Here is a 21,360-nt window from a genome sequence, read left to right as displayed (position 1 = left end):
ATATGTGAAAAGGATCTTGTTTATTTCTTTATAGCAGGAAAGGAATTCTAGCGATGATATAAGAAAGGGTCCTCTCCTAAAGATCCTACTTAATTTGTCATACCTCTACATATTTATTTTTAATCTCTAGTATATCAACTATTTAAGGTGTCCTTCTTAAATTGGGTAGCGGCAGGTGAGCTAGGCTTAAGTTTAAGAAGGGTTTTACAATGTTAATGGTATTTACTCTTGTCTGTTTTACTTTAACTTTACTTGGGAATATAAGATGCTATATTTAACTGTCAGATTTCATTATATTTTTCATTAATTTCTCGCTATTAACATCTTTTTCACTTACCCATAAATCTAAGTAGAGGACAGTTAATTGTTTCTCAACAACCAATAGACCAGATAGAGTGAGAATGTATTTTTTATCTTAACTCTAATATAGGGGTATCAATACATTTAGTATAGAGCCTGAATTGTATAATGTCCTAGGCACACAAAAAAACTGACCATCTTATTTGATGTGTCAGTTTTCACCTTATTGCCTGGCGGCGTCCTACTCTTGCAGGGGCAAAGCCCCAACTACCATCGGCGCTGGAGAGCTTAACTTCTGTGTTCGGCATGGGAACAGGTGTGACCTCTCCGCCATTACTACCAGGCAAAATTGCTATTTGTTATGTTGTGCTAAAAAATAGGCACAAATCTTATTATAAGCGTTTTTGAGAAAAAATCAAGATTTTTGTTGAAAAAAATCGATTCCTGATTTATACCTCGAAAACTAAATAAGAGATCATCCAACGATTCATCTTCCAAAATGGTTAGTTAAGTCCTCGATCGATTAGTATCCGTCAGCTACACGTGTCACCACGCTTCCACCTCGGACCTATCAACCTCATCATCTCTGAGGGATCTTACTCACTTTTAGTGATGGGAAGTCTCATCTTGAGGGGGGCTTCATGCTTAGATGCTTTCAGCACTTATCCCTGCCACACGTAGCTACCCAGCTATGCTCCTGGCGGAACAACTGGTACACCAGCGGTGTGTCCATCCCGGTCCTCTCGTACTAAGGACAGCTCCTCTCAAACCTCCTGCGCCCACGACGGATAGGGACCGAACTGTCTCACGACGTTCTGAACCCAGCTCGCGTACCGCTTTAATGGGCGAACAGCCCAACCCTTGGGACCGACTACAGCCCCAGGATGCGATGAGCCGACATCGAGGTGCCAAACCTCCCCGTCGATGTGAACTCTTGGGGGAGATAAGCCTGTTATCCCCGGGGTAGCTTTTATCCGTTGAGCGATGGCCCTTCCATGCGGAACCACCGGATCACTAAGCCCGACTTTCGTCCCTGCTCGACTTGTAGGTCTCGCAGTCAAGCTCCCTTCTGCCTTTACACTCTGCGAATGATTTCCAACCATTCTGAGGGAACCTTTGGGCGCCTCCGTTACCTTTTGGGAGGCGACCGCCCCAGTCAAACTGCCCGCCTGACACTGTCTCCGGACCGGATCACGGCCCTGGGTTAGAAGGTTCGTACAGCCAGGGTGGTATCCCACGGTTGCCTCCACGTAAGCTAGCGCTCACGCTTCGATGGCTCCCACCTATCCTGTACAAGCTGTACCAACATTCAATATCAGGCTACAGTAAAGCTCCACGGGGTCTTTCCGTCCTGTCGCGGGTAATGCGCATCTTCACGCATAGTATAATTTCACCGGGTCTCTCGTTGAGACAGTGCCCAAGTCGTTGCACCTTTCGTGCGGGTCGGAACTTACCCGACAAGGAATTTCGCTACCTTAGGACCGTTATAGTTACGGCCGCCGTTTACTGGGGCTTCGGTTCTACGCTTCGTGCCGAAGCACTAACGTTTCCCCTTAACCTTCCAGCACCGGGCAGGTGTCAGCCCCTATACTTCGCCTTTCGGCTTCGCAGAGACCTGTGTTTTTGCTAAACAGTCGCTTGGGCCTATTCACTGCGGCTCCTCCTTAAAGGAGCACCCCTTCTCCCGAAGTTACGGGGTCATTTTGCCGAGTTCCTTAACGAGAGTTCTCCCGCTCACCTTAGGATTCTCTCCTCGCCTACCTGTGTCGGTTTGCGGTACGGGCACCTATGAACTTACTAGAGGCTTTTCTTGGCAGTGTGAAATCCGGAACTTCGGTACTCTATTTCCCTCCCCGTCACAGCTTGAAATTATCGGACGGATTTGCCTATCCGACTTTCTCACTGCTTGGGCGCACACATCCATCCGTGCGCATTCCTTATCCTACTGCGTCCCCCCATCGTTCAAACGTTCATGAGGTGGTACAGGAATATCTACCTGTTGTCCATCGCCTACGCCTTTCGGCCTCGGCTTAGGTCCCGACTAACCCTGAGAGGACGAGCCTTCCTCAGGAAACCTTAGGCATTCGGTGAAAGAGATTCTCACTCTTTTTTCGCTACTCATACCGGCATTCTCACTTCAAAGCGCTCCACCAGTCCTCACGATCTGACTTCACTGCACTTTGAACGCTCTCCTACCATTGTTCGTAGAACAATCCGCAGCTTCGGTGATACGTTTAGCCCCGGTACATTTTCGGCGCAGAGTCACTCGACCAGTGAGCTATTACGCACTCTTTAAATGGTGGCTGCTTCTAAGCCAACATCCTGGTTGTCTGGGCAACTCCACATCCTTTTCCACTTAACGTATACTTTGGGACCTTAGCTGGCGGTCTGGGCTGTTTCCCTTTCGACTATGAACCTTATCACCCATAGTCTGACTCCCAAGGATAAGTAGCTGGCATTCGGAGTTTGACTGAATTCGGTAACCCGATGAGGGCCCCTAGTTCAATCAGTGCTCTACCTCCAGTACTCTTTCCTTGAGGCTAGCCCTAAAGCTATTTCGGAGAGAACCAGCTATCTCCGTGTTCGATTGGCATTTCACCCCTACCCACACCTCATCCCCGCATTTTTCAACATACGTGGGTTCGGGCCTCCAGTCAGTGTTACCTGACCTTCACCCTGGACATGGGTAGATCACACGGTTTCGGGTCTACGACCGCATACTATATCGCCCTATTCAGACTCGCTTTCGCTGCGGCTCCGTGTCTTCCACTTAACCTTGCATACGATCGTAACTCGCCGGTCCATTCTACAAAAGGTACGCCGTCACCCATTAACGGGCTTCGACTACTTGTAGGCACACGGTTTCAGGTTCTCTTTCACTCCCCTCCCGGGGTGCTTTTCACCTTTCCCTCACGGTACTGGTTCACTATCGGTCACTAGGGAGTATTTAGCCTTGGGAGATGGTCCTCCCGGATTCCGACGGAATTCCTCGTGTTCCGCCGTACTCAGGATACACTCCGGAGGAGATTCCTTTTCGATTACAGGGCTGTTACCTTCTTTGGCCAACCTTTCCAGATCGCTTCATCTAAAGAATCTCTTGATAACTCCTATGGAGTGTCCTACAACCCCAGAAGGCAAGCCTTCTGGTTTGGGCTGTTTCCGTTTCGCTCGCCGCTACTTGGGAAATCGCATTTGCTTTCTCTTCCTCCGGGTACTGAGATGTTTCAGTTCCCCGGGTATGCCTCTTCTATCCTATGAATTCAGATAAAAGTACTACTCCATTACGAGCAGTGGGTTCCCCCATTCGGAAATTCCCGGATCGACGTCTACTTACGACTCCCCGGGACATATCGGTGTTAGTCCCGTCCTTCTTCGGCTCCTAGTGCCAAGGCATCCACCGTGCGCCCTTATTCACTTAACTAACTTTCTATTTATGAATAAGCATATTACTTTTCAGCTTTTGGTTTTCTAGCTTCAGCTCATAGCAATAGCATGACTTCCTTCCTCTCCATACGATAAGTCAACATCGATTCACTTGCGTTCACCGTGTTTCCTTTATCTCCTTCGAGTCAGTCCAGTCTGTACATCGCTACACATTCGCTTCCGCTTTTAGTTTGATGTCGTTGTTACTCTTATTTAGTTTTCAAGGTACAAAGTTTCTACAGGATGTCGTGACTTCTGTGTTCGTCACAGGACGTGACGGATTTTAACAGAAAATCCTTTTATCCTTGAGAGGTATAATTTACTCTCTCAAAACTGAACCAAACAACCAAGTATGTCTTCCGCATAGTCTAGCTTCAACGTTCAAACAACGCCAAAGCTTCCTATCTATTCCTTAGAAAGGAGGTGATCCAGCCGCACCTTCCGATACGGCTACCTTGTTACGACTTCACCCCAATCATTGGTCCCACCTTCGGCGGCTGGCTCCAAAAGGTTACCTCACCGACTTCGGGTGTTACCAACTCTCGTGGTGTGACGGGCGGTGTGTACAAGACCCGGGAACGTATTCACCGCGGCATGCTGATCCGCGATTACTAGCGATTCCGGCTTCATGCAGGCGAGTTGCAGCCTGCAATCCGAACTGAGAATGGTTTTATGGGATTTGCTTGGCCTCGCGGCTTCGCTGCCCTTTGTTCCATCCATTGTAGCACGTGTGTAGCCCAGGTCATAAGGGGCATGATGATTTGACGTCATCCCCACCTTCCTCCGGTTTGTCACCGGCAGTCACCTTAGAGTGCCCAACTAAATGCTGGCAACTAAGATCAAGGGTTGCGCTCGTTGCGGGACTTAACCCAACATCTCACGACACGAGCTGACGACAACCATGCACCACCTGTCACTCTGTCCCCGAAGGGAACTCCCTATCTCTAGGGGCGTCAGAGGATGTCAAGACCTGGTAAGGTTCTTCGCGTTGCTTCGAATTAAACCACATGCTCCACCGCTTGTGCGGGTCCCCGTCAATTCTTTTGAGTTTCAGCCTTGCGGCCGTACTCCCCAGGCGGAGTGCTTAATGCGTTAACTTCAGCACTAAGGGGCGGAAACCCCCTAACACCTAGCACTCATCGTTTACGGCGTGGACTACCAGGGTATCTAATCCTGTTCGCTACCCACGCTTTCGCACCTCAGCGTCAGTTACAGACCAGAGAGTCGCCTTCGCCACTGGTGTTCCTCCACATCTCTACGCATTTCACCGCTACACGTGGAATTCCACTCTCCTCTTCTGTACTCAAGTCCCCCAGTTTCCAATGGCCCTCCACGGTTAAGCCGTGGGCTTTCACATCAGACTTAAAGGACCGCCTGCGCGCGCTTTACGCCCAATAATTCCGGACAACGCTTGCCCCCTACGTATTACCGCGGCTGCTGGCACGTAGTTAGCCGGGGCTTTCTGGTTAGGTACCGTCAAGGTGCCAACCTATTCGAATGGCACTTGTTCTTCCCTAACAACAGAGTTTTACGATCCGAAAACCTTCATCACTCACGCGGCGTTGCTCCGTCAGACTTTCGTCCATTGCGGAAGATTCCCTACTGCTGCCTCCCGTAGGAGTCTGGGCCGTGTCTCAGTCCCAGTGTGGCCGATCACCCTCTCAGGTCGGCTACGCATCGTCGCCTTGGTGAGCTTTTATCTCACCAACTAGCTAATGCGCCGCGGGCCCATCTGTAAGTGACAGCATATGCCGCCTTTCAACATCTCGTCATGCGACGATATGTATCATCCGGTATTAGCCCCGGTTTCCCGGAGTTATCCCAGTCTTACAGGTAGGTTGCCCACGTGTTACTCACCCGTCCGCCGCTCGTTCCACAAGCGTCACCCCCGAAGGAGATCTGCTTGCTTCCCGCGCTCGACTTGCATGTATTAGGCACGCCGCCAGCGTTCGTCCTGAGCCAAGATCAAACTCTCCATAAAAGTTTGTGATGATGAACACCGTTCTTCATCATTCTTAGCTTCTTCCGAGATTGCTCTCGGTCGATTTTTTAAAAGAAAAACAGAGATTGCTTTTCTTGACATACTGGTTGTTTTGTTCAGTTTTCAAAGAGCAAATTTGTTTTGGTGGAGCCTAGCGGGATCGAACCGCTGACCTCCTGCGTGCAAGGCAGGCGCTCTCCCAGCTGAGCTAAGGCCCCGTATATAAACTGGTCGGGAAGACAGGATTTGAACCTGCGACCCCATGGTCCCAAACCATGTGCTCTACCAAGCTGAGCTACTTCCCGTATGATGGCGCGCCCGAGAGGAGTCGAACCCCTAACCTTTTGATCCGTAGTCAAACGCTCTATCCAATTGAGCTACGGGCGCATATGGTGCCGAGGGCCGGACTCGAACCGGCACGGTAGAAACCTACCGCAGGATTTTAAGTCCTGTGCGTCTGCCAATTCCGCCACCCCGGCTTGGCTTGGAGCGGAAGACGGGATTCGAACCCGCGACCCCCACCTTGGCAAGGTGGTGTTCTACCACTGAACTACTTCCGCATAAAGACCAAACTCTTATTTTATGGTGCGGGTGGAGGGAGTTGAACCCCCACGTCCGAAGACACTAGATCCTAAGTCTAGCGCGTCTGCCAATTCCGCCACACCCGCAAAAAAACGAATGGTGAGCCATGGAGGATTCGAACCTCCGACCCTCTGATTAAAAGTCAGATGCTCTACCGACTGAGCTAATGGCTCGTATATTTTTTCATTCAAGATTTGCGCTATTACGTTAAATGGTGCCGGCCAGAGGACTTGAACCCCCAACCTACTGATTACAAGTCAGTTGCTCTACCAATTGAGCTAGGCCGGCAATGGTGGAGGATGCAGGGCTCGAACCTGCGACCCCTTGCTTGTAAGGCAAGTGCTCTCCCAGCTGAGCTAATCCTCCAACGCACGCAACGATAATTCGTTACGAACATCAATGAACAAATAATGTATTGCCTGGCGGCGTCCTACTCTTGCAGGGGCAAAGCCCCAACTACCATCGGCGCTGGAGAGCTTAACTTCTGTGTTCGGCATGGGAACAGGTGTGACCTCTCCGCCATTACTACCAGGCAAAGTTGCTATTTGTTATGTTGTGCTAAAAAATAGGCACAAATCTTATTATAAGCGTTTTTGAGAAAAAATCAAGATTTTTGTTGAAAAAAATCGATTCCTGATTTATACCTCGAAAACTAAATAAGAGATCATCCAACGATTCATCTTCCAAAATGGTTAGTTAAGTCCTCGATCGATTAGTATCCGTCAGCTACACGTGTCACCACGCTTCCACCTCGGACCTATCAACCTCATCATCTCTGAGGGATCTTACTCACTTTTAGTGATGGGAAGTCTCATCTTGAGGGGGGCTTCATGCTTAGATGCTTTCAGCACTTATCCCTGCCACACGTAGCTACCCAGCTATGCTCCTGGCGGAACAACTGGTACACCAGCGGTGTGTCCATCCCGGTCCTCTCGTACTAAGGACAGCTCCTCTCAAACCTCCTGCGCCCACGACGGATAGGGACCGAACTGTCTCACGACGTTCTGAACCCAGCTCGCGTACCGCTTTAATGGGCGAACAGCCCAACCCTTGGGACCGACTACAGCCCCAGGATGCGATGAGCCGACATCGAGGTGCCAAACCTCCCCGTCGATGTGAACTCTTGGGGGAGATAAGCCTGTTATCCCCGGGGTAGCTTTTATCCGTTGAGCGATGGCCCTTCCATGCGGAACCACCGGATCACTAAGCCCGACTTTCGTCCCTGCTCGACTTGTAGGTCTCGCAGTCAAGCTCCCTTCTGCCTTTACACTCTGCGAATGATTTCCAACCATTCTGAGGGAACCTTTGGGCGCCTCCGTTACCTTTTGGGAGGCGACCGCCCCAGTCAAACTGCCCGCCTGACACTGTCTCCGGACCGGATCACGGCCCTGGGTTAGAAGGTTCGTACAGCCAGGGTGGTATCCCACGGTTGCCTCCACGTAAGCTAGCGCTCACGCTTCGATGGCTCCCACCTATCCTGTACAAGCTGTACCAACATTCAATATCAGGCTACAGTAAAGCTCCACGGGGTCTTTCCGTCCTGTCGCGGGTAATGCGCATCTTCACGCATAGTATAATTTCACCGGGTCTCTCGTTGAGACAGTGCCCAAGTCGTTGCACCTTTCGTGCGGGTCGGAACTTACCCGACAAGGAATTTCGCTACCTTAGGACCGTTATAGTTACGGCCGCCGTTTACTGGGGCTTCGGTTCTACGCTTCGTGCCGAAGCACTAACGTTTCCCCTTAACCTTCCAGCACCGGGCAGGTGTCAGCCCCTATACTTCGCCTTTCGGCTTCGCAGAGACCTGTGTTTTTGCTAAACAGTCGCTTGGGCCTATTCACTGCGGCTCCTCCTTAAAGGAGCACCCCTTCTCCCGAAGTTACGGGGTCATTTTGCCGAGTTCCTTAACGAGAGTTCTCCCGCTCACCTTAGGATTCTCTCCTCGCCTACCTGTGTCGGTTTGCGGTACGGGCACCTATGAACTTACTAGAGGCTTTTCTTGGCAGTGTGAAATCCGGAACTTCGGTACTCTATTTCCCTCCCCGTCACAGCTTGAAATTATCGGACGGATTTGCCTATCCGACTTTCTCACTGCTTGGGCGCACACATCCATCCGTGCGCATTCCTTATCCTACTGCGTCCCCCCATCGTTCAAACGTTCATGAGGTGGTACAGGAATATCTACCTGTTGTCCATCGCCTACGCCTTTCGGCCTCGGCTTAGGTCCCGACTAACCCTGAGAGGACGAGCCTTCCTCAGGAAACCTTAGGCATTCGGTGAAAGAGATTCTCACTCTTTTTTCGCTACTCATACCGGCATTCTCACTTCAAAGCGCTCCACCAGTCCTCACGATCTGACTTCACTGCACTTTGAACGCTCTCCTACCATTGTTCGTAGAACAATCCGCAGCTTCGGTGATACGTTTAGCCCCGGTACATTTTCGGCGCAGAGTCACTCGACCAGTGAGCTATTACGCACTCTTTAAATGGTGGCTGCTTCTAAGCCAACATCCTGGTTGTCTGGGCAACTCCACATCCTTTTCCACTTAACGTATACTTTGGGACCTTAGCTGGCGGTCTGGGCTGTTTCCCTTTCGACTATGAACCTTATCACCCATAGTCTGACTCCCAAGGATAAGTAGCTGGCATTCGGAGTTTGACTGAATTCGGTAACCCGATGAGGGCCCCTAGTTCAATCAGTGCTCTACCTCCAGTACTCTTTCCTTGAGGCTAGCCCTAAAGCTATTTCGGAGAGAACCAGCTATCTCCGTGTTCGATTGGCATTTCACCCCTACCCACACCTCATCCCCGCATTTTTCAACATACGTGGGTTCGGGCCTCCAGTCAGTGTTACCTGACCTTCACCCTGGACATGGGTAGATCACACGGTTTCGGGTCTACGACCGCATACTATATCGCCCTATTCAGACTCGCTTTCGCTGCGGCTCCGTGTCTTCCACTTAACCTTGCATACGATCGTAACTCGCCGGTCCATTCTACAAAAGGTACGCCGTCACCCATTAACGGGCTTCGACTACTTGTAGGCACACGGTTTCAGGTTCTCTTTCACTCCCCTCCCGGGGTGCTTTTCACCTTTCCCTCACGGTACTGGTTCACTATCGGTCACTAGGGAGTATTTAGCCTTGGGAGATGGTCCTCCCGGATTCCGACGGAATTCCTCGTGTTCCGCCGTACTCAGGATACACTCCGGAGGAGATTCCTTTTCGATTACAGGGCTGTTACCTTCTTTGGCCAACCTTTCCAGATCGCTTCATCTAAAGAATCTCTTGATAACTCCTATGGAGTGTCCTACAACCCCAGAAGGCAAGCCTTCTGGTTTGGGCTGTTTCCGTTTCGCTCGCCGCTACTTGGGAAATCGCATTTGCTTTCTCTTCCTCCGGGTACTGAGATGTTTCAGTTCCCCGGGTATGCCTCTTCTATCCTATGAATTCAGATAAAAGTACTACTCCATTACGAGCAGTGGGTTCCCCCATTCGGAAATTCCCGGATCGACGTCTACTTACGACTCCCCGGGACATATCGGTGTTAGTCCCGTCCTTCTTCGGCTCCTAGTGCCAAGGCATCCACCGTGCGCCCTTATTCACTTAACTAACTTTCTATTTATGAATAAGCATATTACTTTTCAGCTTTTGGTTTTCTAGCTTCAGCTCATAGCAATAGCATGACTTCCTTCCTCTCCATACGATAAGTCAACATCGATTCACTTGCGTTCACCGTGTTTCCTTTATCTCCTTCGAGTCAGTCCAGTCTGTACATCGCTACACATTCGCTTCCGCTTTTAGTTTGATGTCGTTGTTACTCTTATTTAGTTTTCAAGGTACAAAGTTTCTACAGGATGTCGTGACTTCTGTGTTCGTCACAGGACGTGACGGATTTTAACAGAAAATCCTTTTATCCTTGAGAGGTATAATTTACTCTCTCAAAACTGAACCAAACAACCAAGTATGTCTTCCGCATAGTCTAGCTTCAACGTTCAAACAACGCCAAAGCTTCCTATCTATTCCTTAGAAAGGAGGTGATCCAGCCGCACCTTCCGATACGGCTACCTTGTTACGACTTCACCCCAATCATTGGTCCCACCTTCGGCGGCTGGCTCCAAAAGGTTACCTCACCGACTTCGGGTGTTACCAACTCTCGTGGTGTGACGGGCGGTGTGTACAAGACCCGGGAACGTATTCACCGCGGCATGCTGATCCGCGATTACTAGCGATTCCGGCTTCATGCAGGCGAGTTGCAGCCTGCAATCCGAACTGAGAATGGTTTTATGGGATTTGCTTGGCCTCGCGGCTTCGCTGCCCTTTGTTCCATCCATTGTAGCACGTGTGTAGCCCAGGTCATAAGGGGCATGATGATTTGACGTCATCCCCACCTTCCTCCGGTTTGTCACCGGCAGTCACCTTAGAGTGCCCAACTAAATGCTGGCAACTAAGATCAAGGGTTGCGCTCGTTGCGGGACTTAACCCAACATCTCACGACACGAGCTGACGACAACCATGCACCACCTGTCACTCTGTCCCCGAAGGGAACTCCCTATCTCTAGGGGCGTCAGAGGATGTCAAGACCTGGTAAGGTTCTTCGCGTTGCTTCGAATTAAACCACATGCTCCACCGCTTGTGCGGGTCCCCGTCAATTCTTTTGAGTTTCAGCCTTGCGGCCGTACTCCCCAGGCGGAGTGCTTAATGCGTTAACTTCAGCACTAAGGGGCGGAAACCCCCTAACACCTAGCACTCATCGTTTACGGCGTGGACTACCAGGGTATCTAATCCTGTTCGCTACCCACGCTTTCGCACCTCAGCGTCAGTTACAGACCAGAGAGTCGCCTTCGCCACTGGTGTTCCTCCACATCTCTACGCATTTCACCGCTACACGTGGAATTCCACTCTCCTCTTCTGTACTCAAGTCCCCCAGTTTCCAATGGCCCTCCACGGTTAAGCCGTGGGCTTTCACATCAGACTTAAAGGACCGCCTGCGCGCGCTTTACGCCCAATAATTCCGGACAACGCTTGCCCCCTACGTATTACCGCGGCTGCTGGCACGTAGTTAGCCGGGGCTTTCTGGTTAGGTACCGTCAAGGTGCCAACCTATTCGAATGGCACTTGTTCTTCCCTAACAACAGAGTTTTACGATCCGAAAACCTTCATCACTCACGCGGCGTTGCTCCGTCAGACTTTCGTCCATTGCGGAAGATTCCCTACTGCTGCCTCCCGTAGGAGTCTGGGCCGTGTCTCAGTCCCAGTGTGGCCGATCACCCTCTCAGGTCGGCTACGCATCGTCGCCTTGGTGAGCTTTTATCTCACCAACTAGCTAATGCGCCGCGGGCCCATCTGTAAGTGACAGCATATGCCGCCTTTCAACATCTCGTCATGCGACGATATGTATCATCCGGTATTAGCCCCGGTTTCCCGGAGTTATCCCAGTCTTACAGGTAGGTTGCCCACGTGTTACTCACCCGTCCGCCGCTCGTTCCACAAGCGTCACCCCCGAAGGAGATCTGCTTGCTTCCCGCGCTCGACTTGCATGTATTAGGCACGCCGCCAGCGTTCGTCCTGAGCCAAGATCAAACTCTCCATAAAAGTTTGTGATGATGAACACCGTTCTTCATCATTCTTAGCTTCTTCCGAGATTGCTCTCGGTCGATTTTTTAAAAGAAAAACAGAGATTGCTTTTCTTGACATACTGGTTGTTTTGTTCAGTTTTCAAAGAGCAAATTTGTTAGCGTCTTTTTTTGCGACGCAACTTCTTAATTATACCATTATGAAACTACTTTGTCAACAACTTTTTTTCAAGATGTTTTTTCGCTTCAAATTGGCGACTTTATAAATATAACATGCGTTCATGATAAAGTCAACATATTTTTAAAGAGATTTTTGTTGTTGTTTAATAACTCTGCTTTCAAGCTGTTTATTAAAGCAACGTACATTAGATTACCACGTTTAATAACGGAAATCAAGACTTTTTTTTAATAAAACCGACGAAAAATCTATTTCTATTGTTTACATAATTCGTTATTTTATTCACAAATTAATGTTTGCATATTTGATTTACGATTATAGATATCACCTTTAATTACATTGGACCATTTAATGAAAGGAAACAGACTGCACTCTCTTCTAATAGAAGCATAAGTTTTATCCTAAAACCTTACCTAACTTTCCGTTTACTTACCTAGCGCGACTAAAACAGCACGTATTGTATTAAGTTTAAGCTATAAGAAATAATTTCGCTACCTCTTCTGGCTCATCTATCTTTTAAAAGAGCTCTATCCTTTTAGAAGGTTATTCAGCAAACCCAAATAAAAAACGCAAGGTCATAATGGTTCCTTGCGTTTTTATTACATGTTACATTTATTTATTTTTCATTTGCGGAAATAATAATACATCGCGGATAGACGCTGAATTAGTTAGTAGCATGACTAAGCGGTCTACCCCTATACCAAGTCCCCCAGTTGGAGGAAGTCCATATTCTAACGCTTCTAAGAAATCTGTATCCATATAGTGAGCTTCATCATTACCAGCCGCTCTTTCTTTCACCTGAGCTTCAAATCGCTCCCGTTGATCTATTGGATCGTTCAACTCACTAAACGCATTAGCATGTTCTCGTCCCACAATAAACAATTCAAATCGATCTGTAAACCGATCATCTTGATTATTTTTCTTAGCTAATGGCGAAATTTCTACTGGATGTCCATAGATAAATGTTGGTTGTATTAGCTCTTCTTCTACTTTTTGTTCAAAGAACTCATTTACTACATGGCCATATGTCATGGAATTTTTAATCTCAACGCCGTGCTCTTTAGCTAGCTCTCGTGCTTCTTCATCACTCATGTGTTGCCAAAAATCAACGCCAGTTTTTTCTTTAATTGCATCAACCATATGCTTTCTTGTCCATTTCGGAGCCAAGTCCACCTCATATTCACCATACGTGACCGTAGTGGTACCTAAAACTTCTTTGGAAATATGTGCAACAAGTCTCTCCGTTAAATCCATGATATCGTGATAATCTGCATACGCCTCATACAATTCTATCATCGTAAATTCTGGGTTATGTCTCGTCGACACTCCTTCATTTCGAAACACCCTGCCAATTTCGTATACTTTTTCTAAGCCACCGATAATCAATCGTTTCAAATGCAACTCAATAGCAATCCGCATATAGAGGTCTACATCTAATGCATTATGATGTGTAATAAAAGGTCTTGCGGTAGCACCGCCAGGAATTCCATGTAACATAGGTGTTTCTACTTCTAAAAAGCCTTGTCCGTCCAGATAACGGCGCATTGCTTGAATAATTTTGCTTCGCAGTACAAATGTTTCTTTACTATCCATGTTCGTAATCAAATCAAGATAACGTTGACGGTATCGTTGTTCAATATCTTTTAATCCATGATATTTCTCCGGTAATGGGCGTAACGATTTCGTAAGCAACTTAAAATCAGTCACTTTAACAGATAGTTCCCCTACCTTCGTCTTGAACATGGTACCTGTTACACCAATAATATCTCCTATATCGCTTGATTTAAAAATTTCATACGCGGCTTCCCCAACAGAGTCTTTTCGCACATAAAGCTGTATTTGACCGCTAATATCTTGAATATGAGCAAAGCCAGCTTTTCCTTTCCCACGCTTTGTCATCATTCTTCCTGCAACGGTTACTTGCTCTTCTTTGTTTTCCAGTTCTTCCTTAGAATACCGATCGTATAAATCTTTCAATTCACTTGCGACGTGTGAACGAGGGAATCGCTCTCCAAAAGGGTTTATTCCCTGTTCTATTAATTGTTCCATTTTCTCTTTACGCACACGCATATGTTCATTTATTTCCTCAGACACCGTGATCACTCCAGTCCTTTTCTATAGGTAGTATAGCCGATATTTTTATATCTTTCATGTATTGCGCTTTTTCTTGATAAAACCGTAAAGGAAAACACAGCTGCGTAATAATATAACAATGTCCAACTCATAAAAATTTAAAGCGTTCAAATCGATAATAAGTGGTAAAAACCTGTCGGCATTTGGCTGACAGATCCCATCTTAAGTTCAACAAATAGGTACCACATACGTTTAGTGCATTGGCATATGGATTCCTTGCAAACGGACAGTTAACAGCAAAAACAAAGCCATGAAATCCCTACGTTTTAAAAAGCTTTCATATCGTTATAACTCGTTAACCTAGGTATATAACATATTTAATCATCCATCTCGTGTTTCCACGTCATGACCTTTCGACGAGCCTTCCCGTCTCCACAGGTCTTTTCCTTTTCTAAATTCATCACTTACCTATCTTGATTATCTTCATAATGGAGCATTAGCTCATCTTTTGAAATATTAAGTGTATGCACTACTATATCTATAAGTTCATCAGAAATCGGCTTAACGCCTCGCTCTATTCCACCAATAACAGATAGCGGAATGTCCAGCTCTTTTGCAAATTCCGCCTGGGTGTATCCCTTTAATTTACGAAAAGCTTTTAACCGTCTTCCGATTCTTTTTTGGTCCATATCTCTACATCCTTTAAGTCTTTTCCTGGAAGTTTCTTCACAGCCCCAGTTACGTCCTTTTCTCCATCTGGTAAAGGTAATATTACATGCGGTGCAATTTCGTTTAATGGAACAAGCACAAATGCACGCTCGTGCATGCGAGGATGCGGAATCGTTAAACGTTCCATTTCTATATTTTCTTGATTATATAATAAAATGTCAAGGTCTAATGTACGCGGTCCGAATCGAATCGTTCGTTTTCTCCCTAATTCACTTTCTATTTGTTGACAGTAGTCTAAAAGTTCCAATGGTGAACAAGTTGTCTCTACTTCAATCACCATATTCAAAAAATCAGCTTGCTTTGTATATCCTACAGGAGCTGTTTGGTAAATGGATGATGTTTTCATCACGTTTATCTCTTCATGATCCTGTAGTCGATGTAAACCTTCTTCTAAAAACTTTTCCCTTGGCTCAATGTTTGTTCCTAATGCTATATATACCTGATTCATTTTCGCTTCTCCCTATATATCTCTACGGCAACCGAATGATATTGACCTGGAATTGGTGGATCTGGCTTAATTAGCTTAATTTCACATGCCTGAAGCAAGTCGAAAGAAGCCAATAACTTTTCCGCAATCATTTCCGCAACAGCCTCGATTAATTTTTTTGCTTCTCCTTCGACAATCTCTTTTATATACTCATAGGCTTCACCGTAGTGAATGGAATCATTCATATCATCACTTTTTCCAGCCTTACTTAAGTCAAGATACAATGTAGCATCCACTTGGAAGCGTTGACCCAATTTATTTTCTTCTGGAAGTAACCCATGAAAACCATAGAACTGCAATTGTTGTAAATGTATTTTATCCAACTTACTCCCCTCTTTCTACTCGAAGCATTGCGTCCATCATTTTAGCAAGCTGCCAGTTCGTTTTCACATCATGTACACGTACCATTTGAGCACCCTTCATAATGCCCATGCAAGTAGTTGCGCCTGTTCCTATATCACGATTTTCTGCTGGCTCATCCAAAATATGTCCAATAAATCGTTTTCTGGAAGTTCCTAAAAGCAGTGGATAGCCTAGCTTAGAAAAACGCTCTAACTGATTCATGACGAGTAAATTATGTTCAGCTGTCTTAGCAAAACCGATACCAGGATCAATGATAATTTGTTCATTAGGAACTCCAGCCTTTAGCGCTATCGCTATACTTTCTTCTAGATCAGCGATCATATCTATAATTAAATCTTGATAATTAGTATTGGTTCGATTATGCATCAAAATAATCGGTACGTCATACGCTTTTGCAACTTGGACAATTTCTGGCTCTCGCTTTGCTCCCCAAACATCGTTAATGATGTCAGCACCAGCCTCTATAGCCGCTTTAGCTGTTTCTGCTTTATATGTATCGATAGATATCGGAATGCTTATATGCTTCTTAACTTCTTGAATAATGGGGACCACGCGGGCGATTTCCTCTGTTTGGGAAACCGGCTCATGGTTAGGGCGTGTAGATTCACCACCAATATCAAGTATATCAGCACCTTCTTTTTCTAGCTTCACTGCTTGTTCAATGGCTTTTTCAAGCGTATTATAATTGCCACCATCAGAAAAAGAATCAGGTGTGACATTTAATATCCCCATAATATGTGTGCGATTGGTTAAATCATAAGTTTGCTTTTTCGTTTTTAATCGCATCATACGTCCATCCTTCTTTCCATCTTTTTTTCTTATCGTATCATACAACGTTTTCGTAAGCGACCGGTATCAATTATGTAAATTGAAAACGAGCTTTTATTCTCTATCATTCATGTTGAAATTTCTCTTACTTCAACAGAGTTATATCTTCCATAGGAAATCTTTGAATGTTAGAAGAAGAAAAAGTCACACGAACCTTATGATGACTATGGAGAATAGTTACAAAATGAAAGGTGACAAAAAAACTTTATAAACAAAACAATTCCTTTTTAATCTTACTACACTTTTAAACCGGACAAATCCACCTCCATACAAAATAGCAACTCGTTATACCAAAATATGATTTCTTGTGAAAATAGGAAAAACCAGCACCGAATATCGATACTGGTCTTCTTTCACACTTTATAAGAGAAGCTCCTCTACTCCTGATCCCCAAATTGATAAAGAGGTGTCGACAAGTAGCGCTCCCCGTTATCAGGGAAAATAGCCAATACTTTCTTACCTTTACCAAGTTTCTTTGCTACTTTCTTAGCAGCCGCAACAGCTGCACCAGCAGACACTCCTCCAAGAATGCCGTTTTTAGTAGCCACTTCTCTTGCGACTTCATATGCCTCATCATTTTCAATCTGGTAAATGTCATCGTAAATAGTTGTATCTAAAATACGTGGTACGAACCCTGCGCCTATGCCTTGAATTTTATGTGGTCCAGGCTTCTCTCCAGAAAGAACTGCTGAAGCTGCAGGTTCTACAGCATATACTTGCAGGTTATCGAAATGCTCCTTTAAGACTTTACCAGCTCCCGTAATCGTACCACCTGTACCGATACCAGCAATAAATGCGTCCAACCCGCCGTCACCCATTTGTGCAATGATTTCTTTTCCTGTCGTTTTGGCATGAACTTCGGGGTTTGCAACATTATTAAATTGCTGTGGCATAAAATAACCATGCTCTTTTTGCAGTTCTTCTGCTTTTTGAATCGCACCCTTCATTCCTTCAGCACCTGGAGTGAGAACAAGCTCCGCTCCATAAGCACGTAAAAGGTTACGGCGTTCTTGACTCATTGTGTCAGGCATAACTAACACTGCTTTATAATCCTTTGCAGCAGCGACCATCGCTAAGCCTATCCCTGTATTACCGCTCGTTGGCTCAATAATGGTATCCCCTGATTTTAATAGTCCATCTCTTTCCGCAGCAGCGACCATCGCTAAAGCAATTCTATCCTTTACGGAACTACCTGGATTCATAAATTCGAGCTTTACATAAATATCTGCGCTTTCATTATCCGTAATTCCTTTTAATTTTACAATCGGAGTCTCTCCAATAAGTTCTGCTATACTTTGAGCAACTTTCATTTTTCAGCCTCCTAATTCCTACTTTTTCGATAAGATTAATTCTAATTTACGCTTTCTTATGAAGAATGTCAACCTTTCCATTTTGTTTGATTATAAAAAATTCAAATGCCATCACAAATCAACATTTGTACTTTGCAACCATTATTATGAATTATTAACAATAGCACAAAGCATTGGAGTGCATTCGATAGTCGAGGTGAAAAATGCTTCATACATAGTTTTATTTTTCATAACATATTTTTTAAATTAATATCATCACTTTGAGCATAACCGTTACCTTCGACTTCATTTTTAAGTGTCTACGCCTCTTTAAGCAAGGACTATGGATCGGTTGAAGAATATATCCATTCTATATCTTGATTTTTCCAAAGTGGATCTGCTTCTAAAGTCTGGTTTTTCTGATGTAAAGCTAATTCACTTTTTATATACGGTTTCATCTCTTCATACGTAAAGGTAATAGAAGGCAGTTTTCGATGAAGATAAATAATTGCTACACCTTCATCTACCTCAAATGGTTGACTATACGAGAATTCAACCATGTCAGCAGCGATATTTTCATAGTCCTTTGGGAAATATTGGCTCTCGGTAGAAATATACCCTAAATATCCTCCCTCGTCTTTTGTTTCTTTATCCATGGAATACTCTTGAGCTAACAAATTAAATGACGCGCCATCGTCTAGCTCATGGTAAACTTTCTCAGCCGTTTCTGAATCTTTCACTAAAATATGAGATATTTGCATAGATGATGTAAAATTATATTGTTCCCCATATGTATCATAATGCTCTTTTATTTTTTCATCCGATACGGATACATCTTCTGTTAACAGCATTTCCAATTGGTAACGATATCGAATATCATTCTCCCATTCAGCTTCCAGATGTTCATATTCGGGCTTTGAAATAATACCTTGCATAGCAAGCAACATTGATATTTCTCTTTCAACAACTTTATCACTTATAGAAATATCTTTCTCATCTGCTAATTGCTTCACAAGCTTTTGATCGATCATCGATTTTAACTGTTCTTCCCCATATGTATTTCGTAAAGCCTCTTGCCACATCTGAAAACTGATTTCTTCTCCATTAACCGTGGCTGCGGCTTCATTCAGTTTATACTTCTTATGTTCACCTGTTCCTACATCAACTTGTCCGCCTTGATTCCATACTAATAAAGTTGCAATATTTGTTACAAGAAGAATTACAATAATACCTAATAGTAATTTTTATGACATTCTTCATTCCCCCTGTTAAGGATACATATGAACTTTCTATTAAAAAACTTGCTTCTATTATTTTAACCAATACACCGTTAAGATTATCCATCCGAGAAAAAATTTACAGCAGCCGCCAACCCTTCGCTCTCTTATGTAGCGCTTGCACATAAACATGTTTGATAATTCAGATTATTTCGTTCATCCAAGCTGTATATTCCCTTGAAAACTACCTAGGCAACTGACTCTCAAGAATAAAGCAAGGGGGCACTTCATTAGAAAAACTTGGCTTGTCGCCATGTCTTATGGCGGAAGCCTTTGTTTTTCTTCGTCGCAAACAGGAATTGGACCATTACTTTATTTCCATGTATCACGCTCATTGTTATTAGGAAACTAAAATGCTGCATTTTCGGACACAGCTAAAGCTCCCTTTTTCTGGAATTCATCGTAAACGTAACATCCCCACCAAAAGACTGTCCATTCGCGAAAGTTTTTGGCAGGGTACTTATTGATGCGTTAAACTTAAGACTCACTAAGGTTTTGCTTTAATATACGCAGCTCTTCTTCGGTAAACTGATAAATCTCGTTACAAAAATGACAGCTTGCTTCTGCTCCGTGATCTTCTTCAATCATACTTTGGATTTCTTTTTCTCCAAGCCCTTGAATCGCTCGTTCTAACCGTTCCTTAGAACATTTACAACGAAACTCCATCGGTACCGTTTCATGTATTTTCACCTCTTGATCGTTAAAAAGCCGCTGTAAAATTTGCTCTGGCGTATTTCCTTCTCGAATTAACGTAGATATAGGAGGAAAAGCTTGAATTTGCTCTTCTAGTTGTTGAATAACTTCTTCACTTGCTCCAGGCATGAGCTGGACAATAAACCCTCCAGCAGCTAAAATACTATGATCTGAATTAACTAAAACACCCGCTCCAACAGCTGAAGGAGCTTGCTCGGAATTTGCAAAATAATAGGTGAAATCTTCACTAATTTCCCCGGAAATAATCGGAACTTCTCCGGTAAAATAATCTTTTAATCCTAGATCTTTAATGACGCTAATTGTACCTTCTGTTCCAACTGCTCTCGCGACATCTAGCTTTCCCTTTGAATTAAGTTCAAAATCCACATGTGGATTGGTGACATACCCCCGAACATGACCGTTCGCATTCGCATCAGCAATGATTGCACCCATAGGGCCATTCCCCATTATCTTTGTCGTAATGGTATCATCTCCTTTTAGCATGGCTCCCATCATACCAGTAATGGTTAGTGTTCTCCCTAAAGCAGCTGAGGCTGTTGCCCATGTATCGTGACGGCGACGCGCTTCCTCAACTGTATTGGTGGAAGTAGCAGCATACGCACGCACCATGCCGTTATAGGCTGTTGCTTTTATAATAAAGTCTTTCATACTCGACTTGTCTCCCTTCTTAGCAAAGCTTGTCTATTACCAAGGATTTAGCAAAGACGATTACCGTTTTATATTGTTCCGACTGTAAAATTAATTGTGCTATACGTTGTTAGGATTATACCTGTGCTTATTCTTATCATAGATAATCCGCAGCCCTTTTAAAGTTAAATAAGGATCTACATAATGAATCACCTCTGATTCATCAGCTATCAAAGGCGCTAATCCTCCTGTAGCAATAACTGTTGCATTAGCATTCATCTCTTTTTCCATACGGCGAACAATGCCTTCAATTTGACCAACATATCCATAAAGCGCACCAGATTGCATAGCTTCTACGGTAGAAGAACCAATAACATGAGCAGGAACTTGTATTTCGATTTTTGGCAATTTCGAAGCTCTATTATATAAAGCCTCCATTGCCACATTTATTCCTGGGGTAATAACTCCACCATAGTATTCTTTTCGTTCGTTAATATAACAGTAGGTTGTTGCTGTACCAAAATCAATAATAATCAGTGGTGCTCCATATTCTTCAATTGCTCCTACCGCATTAACAATCCGATCTGCACCAATTTCTTCTGGATTCGGATATTGCATTTGTAAGAAGTTGTGAACAGATTCTTTTCCAATAATCATTGGTTCCAATTGAAAATAGTCCGTACACATCTTTTCTAACGCATACATAATTGGAGGTACTACGGAAGAAATAATCACCCCTGTAATAGATGAAAAAGCTATCTCTTGATAATCAAACAAAGATTTAATTAATATTCCATATTCATCTTCTGTTTTATGGCGATCCGTTTTAATTCGCCATTGGTGCTTTAGTTCTTTCCCGTCAAAGACCCCTAGCACTGTGTTTGTATTCCCAACATCTAGCACAAGTAACATATGGTTCCATACCTTTCTTTTTC

9 protein-coding genes, 9 tRNA genes and 6 rRNA genes are annotated in these 21,360 nt (G+C 44.9%); all 24 read right to left on the bottom strand.

Translation table 11 applies throughout. The features are described from left to right. Positions 1 to 528: 528 nt before the first annotated feature. Positions 529 to 644: ribosomal RNA gene (rrf, locus tag KBP50_RS00735) — 5S ribosomal RNA — on the bottom strand. 159 nt (positions 645 to 803) lie between these two features. Next, a 23S ribosomal RNA gene (locus KBP50_RS00730) occupies positions 804 to 3,721 on the bottom strand. Between the two features lie 418 nt (positions 3,722 to 4,139). After that, a 16S ribosomal RNA gene (locus KBP50_RS00725) occupies positions 4,140 to 5,704 on the bottom strand. Positions 5,705 to 5,846: 142 nt separating this feature from the next. Next, positions 5,847 to 5,922, bottom strand: a tRNA-Ala gene (locus KBP50_RS00720). Positions 5,923 to 5,932: 10 nt separating this feature from the next. Then, positions 5,933 to 6,009 (bottom strand) — tRNA-Pro (locus tag KBP50_RS00715). 5 nt (positions 6,010 to 6,014) lie between these two features. Then, a tRNA-Arg gene (locus tag KBP50_RS00710) sits at positions 6,015 to 6,091 on the bottom strand. 3 nt (positions 6,092 to 6,094) lie between these two features. Beyond that, positions 6,095 to 6,183 (bottom strand) — tRNA-Leu (locus KBP50_RS00705). A 6-nt stretch (positions 6,184 to 6,189) separates the two neighbouring features. Next, positions 6,190 to 6,264: transfer RNA gene (locus KBP50_RS00700), tRNA-Gly, on the bottom strand. Positions 6,265 to 6,287: 23 nt separating this feature from the next. Beyond that, positions 6,288 to 6,372: transfer RNA gene (locus KBP50_RS00695), tRNA-Leu, on the bottom strand. A gap of 11 nt (positions 6,373 to 6,383) precedes the next feature. Next, positions 6,384 to 6,459 (bottom strand) — tRNA-Lys (locus KBP50_RS00690). A 39-nt stretch (positions 6,460 to 6,498) separates the two neighbouring features. Beyond that, positions 6,499 to 6,574 (bottom strand) — tRNA-Thr (locus tag KBP50_RS00685). 2 nt (positions 6,575 to 6,576) lie between these two features. Further along, a tRNA-Val gene (locus KBP50_RS00680) sits at positions 6,577 to 6,652 on the bottom strand. Between the two features lie 51 nt (positions 6,653 to 6,703). Beyond that, positions 6,704 to 6,819, bottom strand: a 5S ribosomal RNA gene (gene rrf / locus KBP50_RS00675). 159 nt (positions 6,820 to 6,978) lie between these two features. Continuing rightward, positions 6,979 to 9,896: ribosomal RNA gene (locus KBP50_RS00670) — 23S ribosomal RNA — on the bottom strand. Between the two features lie 418 nt (positions 9,897 to 10,314). Continuing rightward, a 16S ribosomal RNA gene (locus KBP50_RS00665) occupies positions 10,315 to 11,879 on the bottom strand. Together the 16S, 23S and 5S rRNA genes with 9 tRNA genes alongside form the textbook arrangement of a ribosomal RNA operon. Positions 11,880 to 12,650: 771 nt before the next feature. After that, the gene (gene lysS / locus KBP50_RS00660; protein WP_050350461.1) at positions 12,651 to 14,132 is read right to left on the bottom strand and encodes a lysine--tRNA ligase; all 1,482 of its coding nucleotides are present in this window, start codon (positions 14,130 to 14,132) and stop codon (positions 12,651 to 12,653) included. Between the two features lie 443 nt (positions 14,133 to 14,575). Next, entirely contained in the window at positions 14,576 to 14,800 is a 225-nt protein-coding gene (locus KBP50_RS00655; RefSeq protein ID WP_050350462.1) for a helix-turn-helix domain-containing protein, read from the bottom strand. After that, the gene (gene folK, locus KBP50_RS00650) at positions 14,770 to 15,288 is read right to left on the bottom strand and encodes a 2-amino-4-hydroxy-6-hydroxymethyldihydropteridine diphosphokinase (RefSeq protein ID WP_050350463.1); all 519 of its coding nucleotides are present in this window, start codon (positions 15,286 to 15,288) and stop codon (positions 14,770 to 14,772) included. The genes KBP50_RS00655 and folK overlap by 31 nt, the downstream gene beginning before the upstream one ends. Next, on the bottom strand, positions 15,285 to 15,650 hold the full coding sequence (folB, locus tag KBP50_RS00645) for a dihydroneopterin aldolase (RefSeq protein WP_050350464.1): 366 nt from the start codon (positions 15,648 to 15,650) through the stop codon (positions 15,285 to 15,287). The genes folK and folB overlap by 4 nt, the downstream gene beginning before the upstream one ends. 1 nt (position 15,651) lies before the next feature. Continuing rightward, positions 15,652 to 16,476 carry a dihydropteroate synthase gene (folP, locus tag KBP50_RS00640; protein ID WP_050351146.1) on the bottom strand — a complete coding sequence of 275 codons (825 nt, stop codon included), beginning with the start codon at positions 16,474 to 16,476 and terminating at the stop codon, positions 15,652 to 15,654. Positions 16,477 to 16,895: 419 nt separating this feature from the next. Then, on the bottom strand, positions 16,896 to 17,828 hold the full coding sequence (gene cysK / locus KBP50_RS00635; protein WP_050350465.1) for a cysteine synthase A: 933 nt from the start codon (positions 17,826 to 17,828) through the stop codon (positions 16,896 to 16,898). A gap of 320 nt (positions 17,829 to 18,148) precedes the next feature. Then, positions 18,149 to 19,027, bottom strand: a complete 879-nt coding sequence (locus tag KBP50_RS00630; RefSeq protein ID WP_303046265.1) for a peptidylprolyl isomerase — start codon at positions 19,025 to 19,027, stop codon at positions 18,149 to 18,151. Between the two features lie 534 nt (positions 19,028 to 19,561). Further along, a complete protein-coding gene (gene hslO, locus KBP50_RS00625; RefSeq protein ID WP_050350466.1) occupies positions 19,562 to 20,446 on the bottom strand; it encodes an Hsp33 family molecular chaperone HslO in 885 nt (294 codons plus the stop codon). A gap of 99 nt (positions 20,447 to 20,545) precedes the next feature. After that, the gene (locus KBP50_RS00620) at positions 20,546 to 21,337 is read right to left on the bottom strand and encodes a type III pantothenate kinase (RefSeq protein WP_050350467.1); all 792 of its coding nucleotides are present in this window, start codon (positions 21,335 to 21,337) and stop codon (positions 20,546 to 20,548) included. Positions 21,338 to 21,360: the final 23 nt, after the last annotated feature.

This window comes from Virgibacillus pantothenticus (genome assembly GCF_018075365.1).
GTDB lineage: Bacteria > Bacillota > Bacilli > Bacillales > Amphibacillaceae > Virgibacillus > Virgibacillus pantothenticus.
This window is presented reverse-complemented; position numbering and strand designations above follow the sequence as displayed.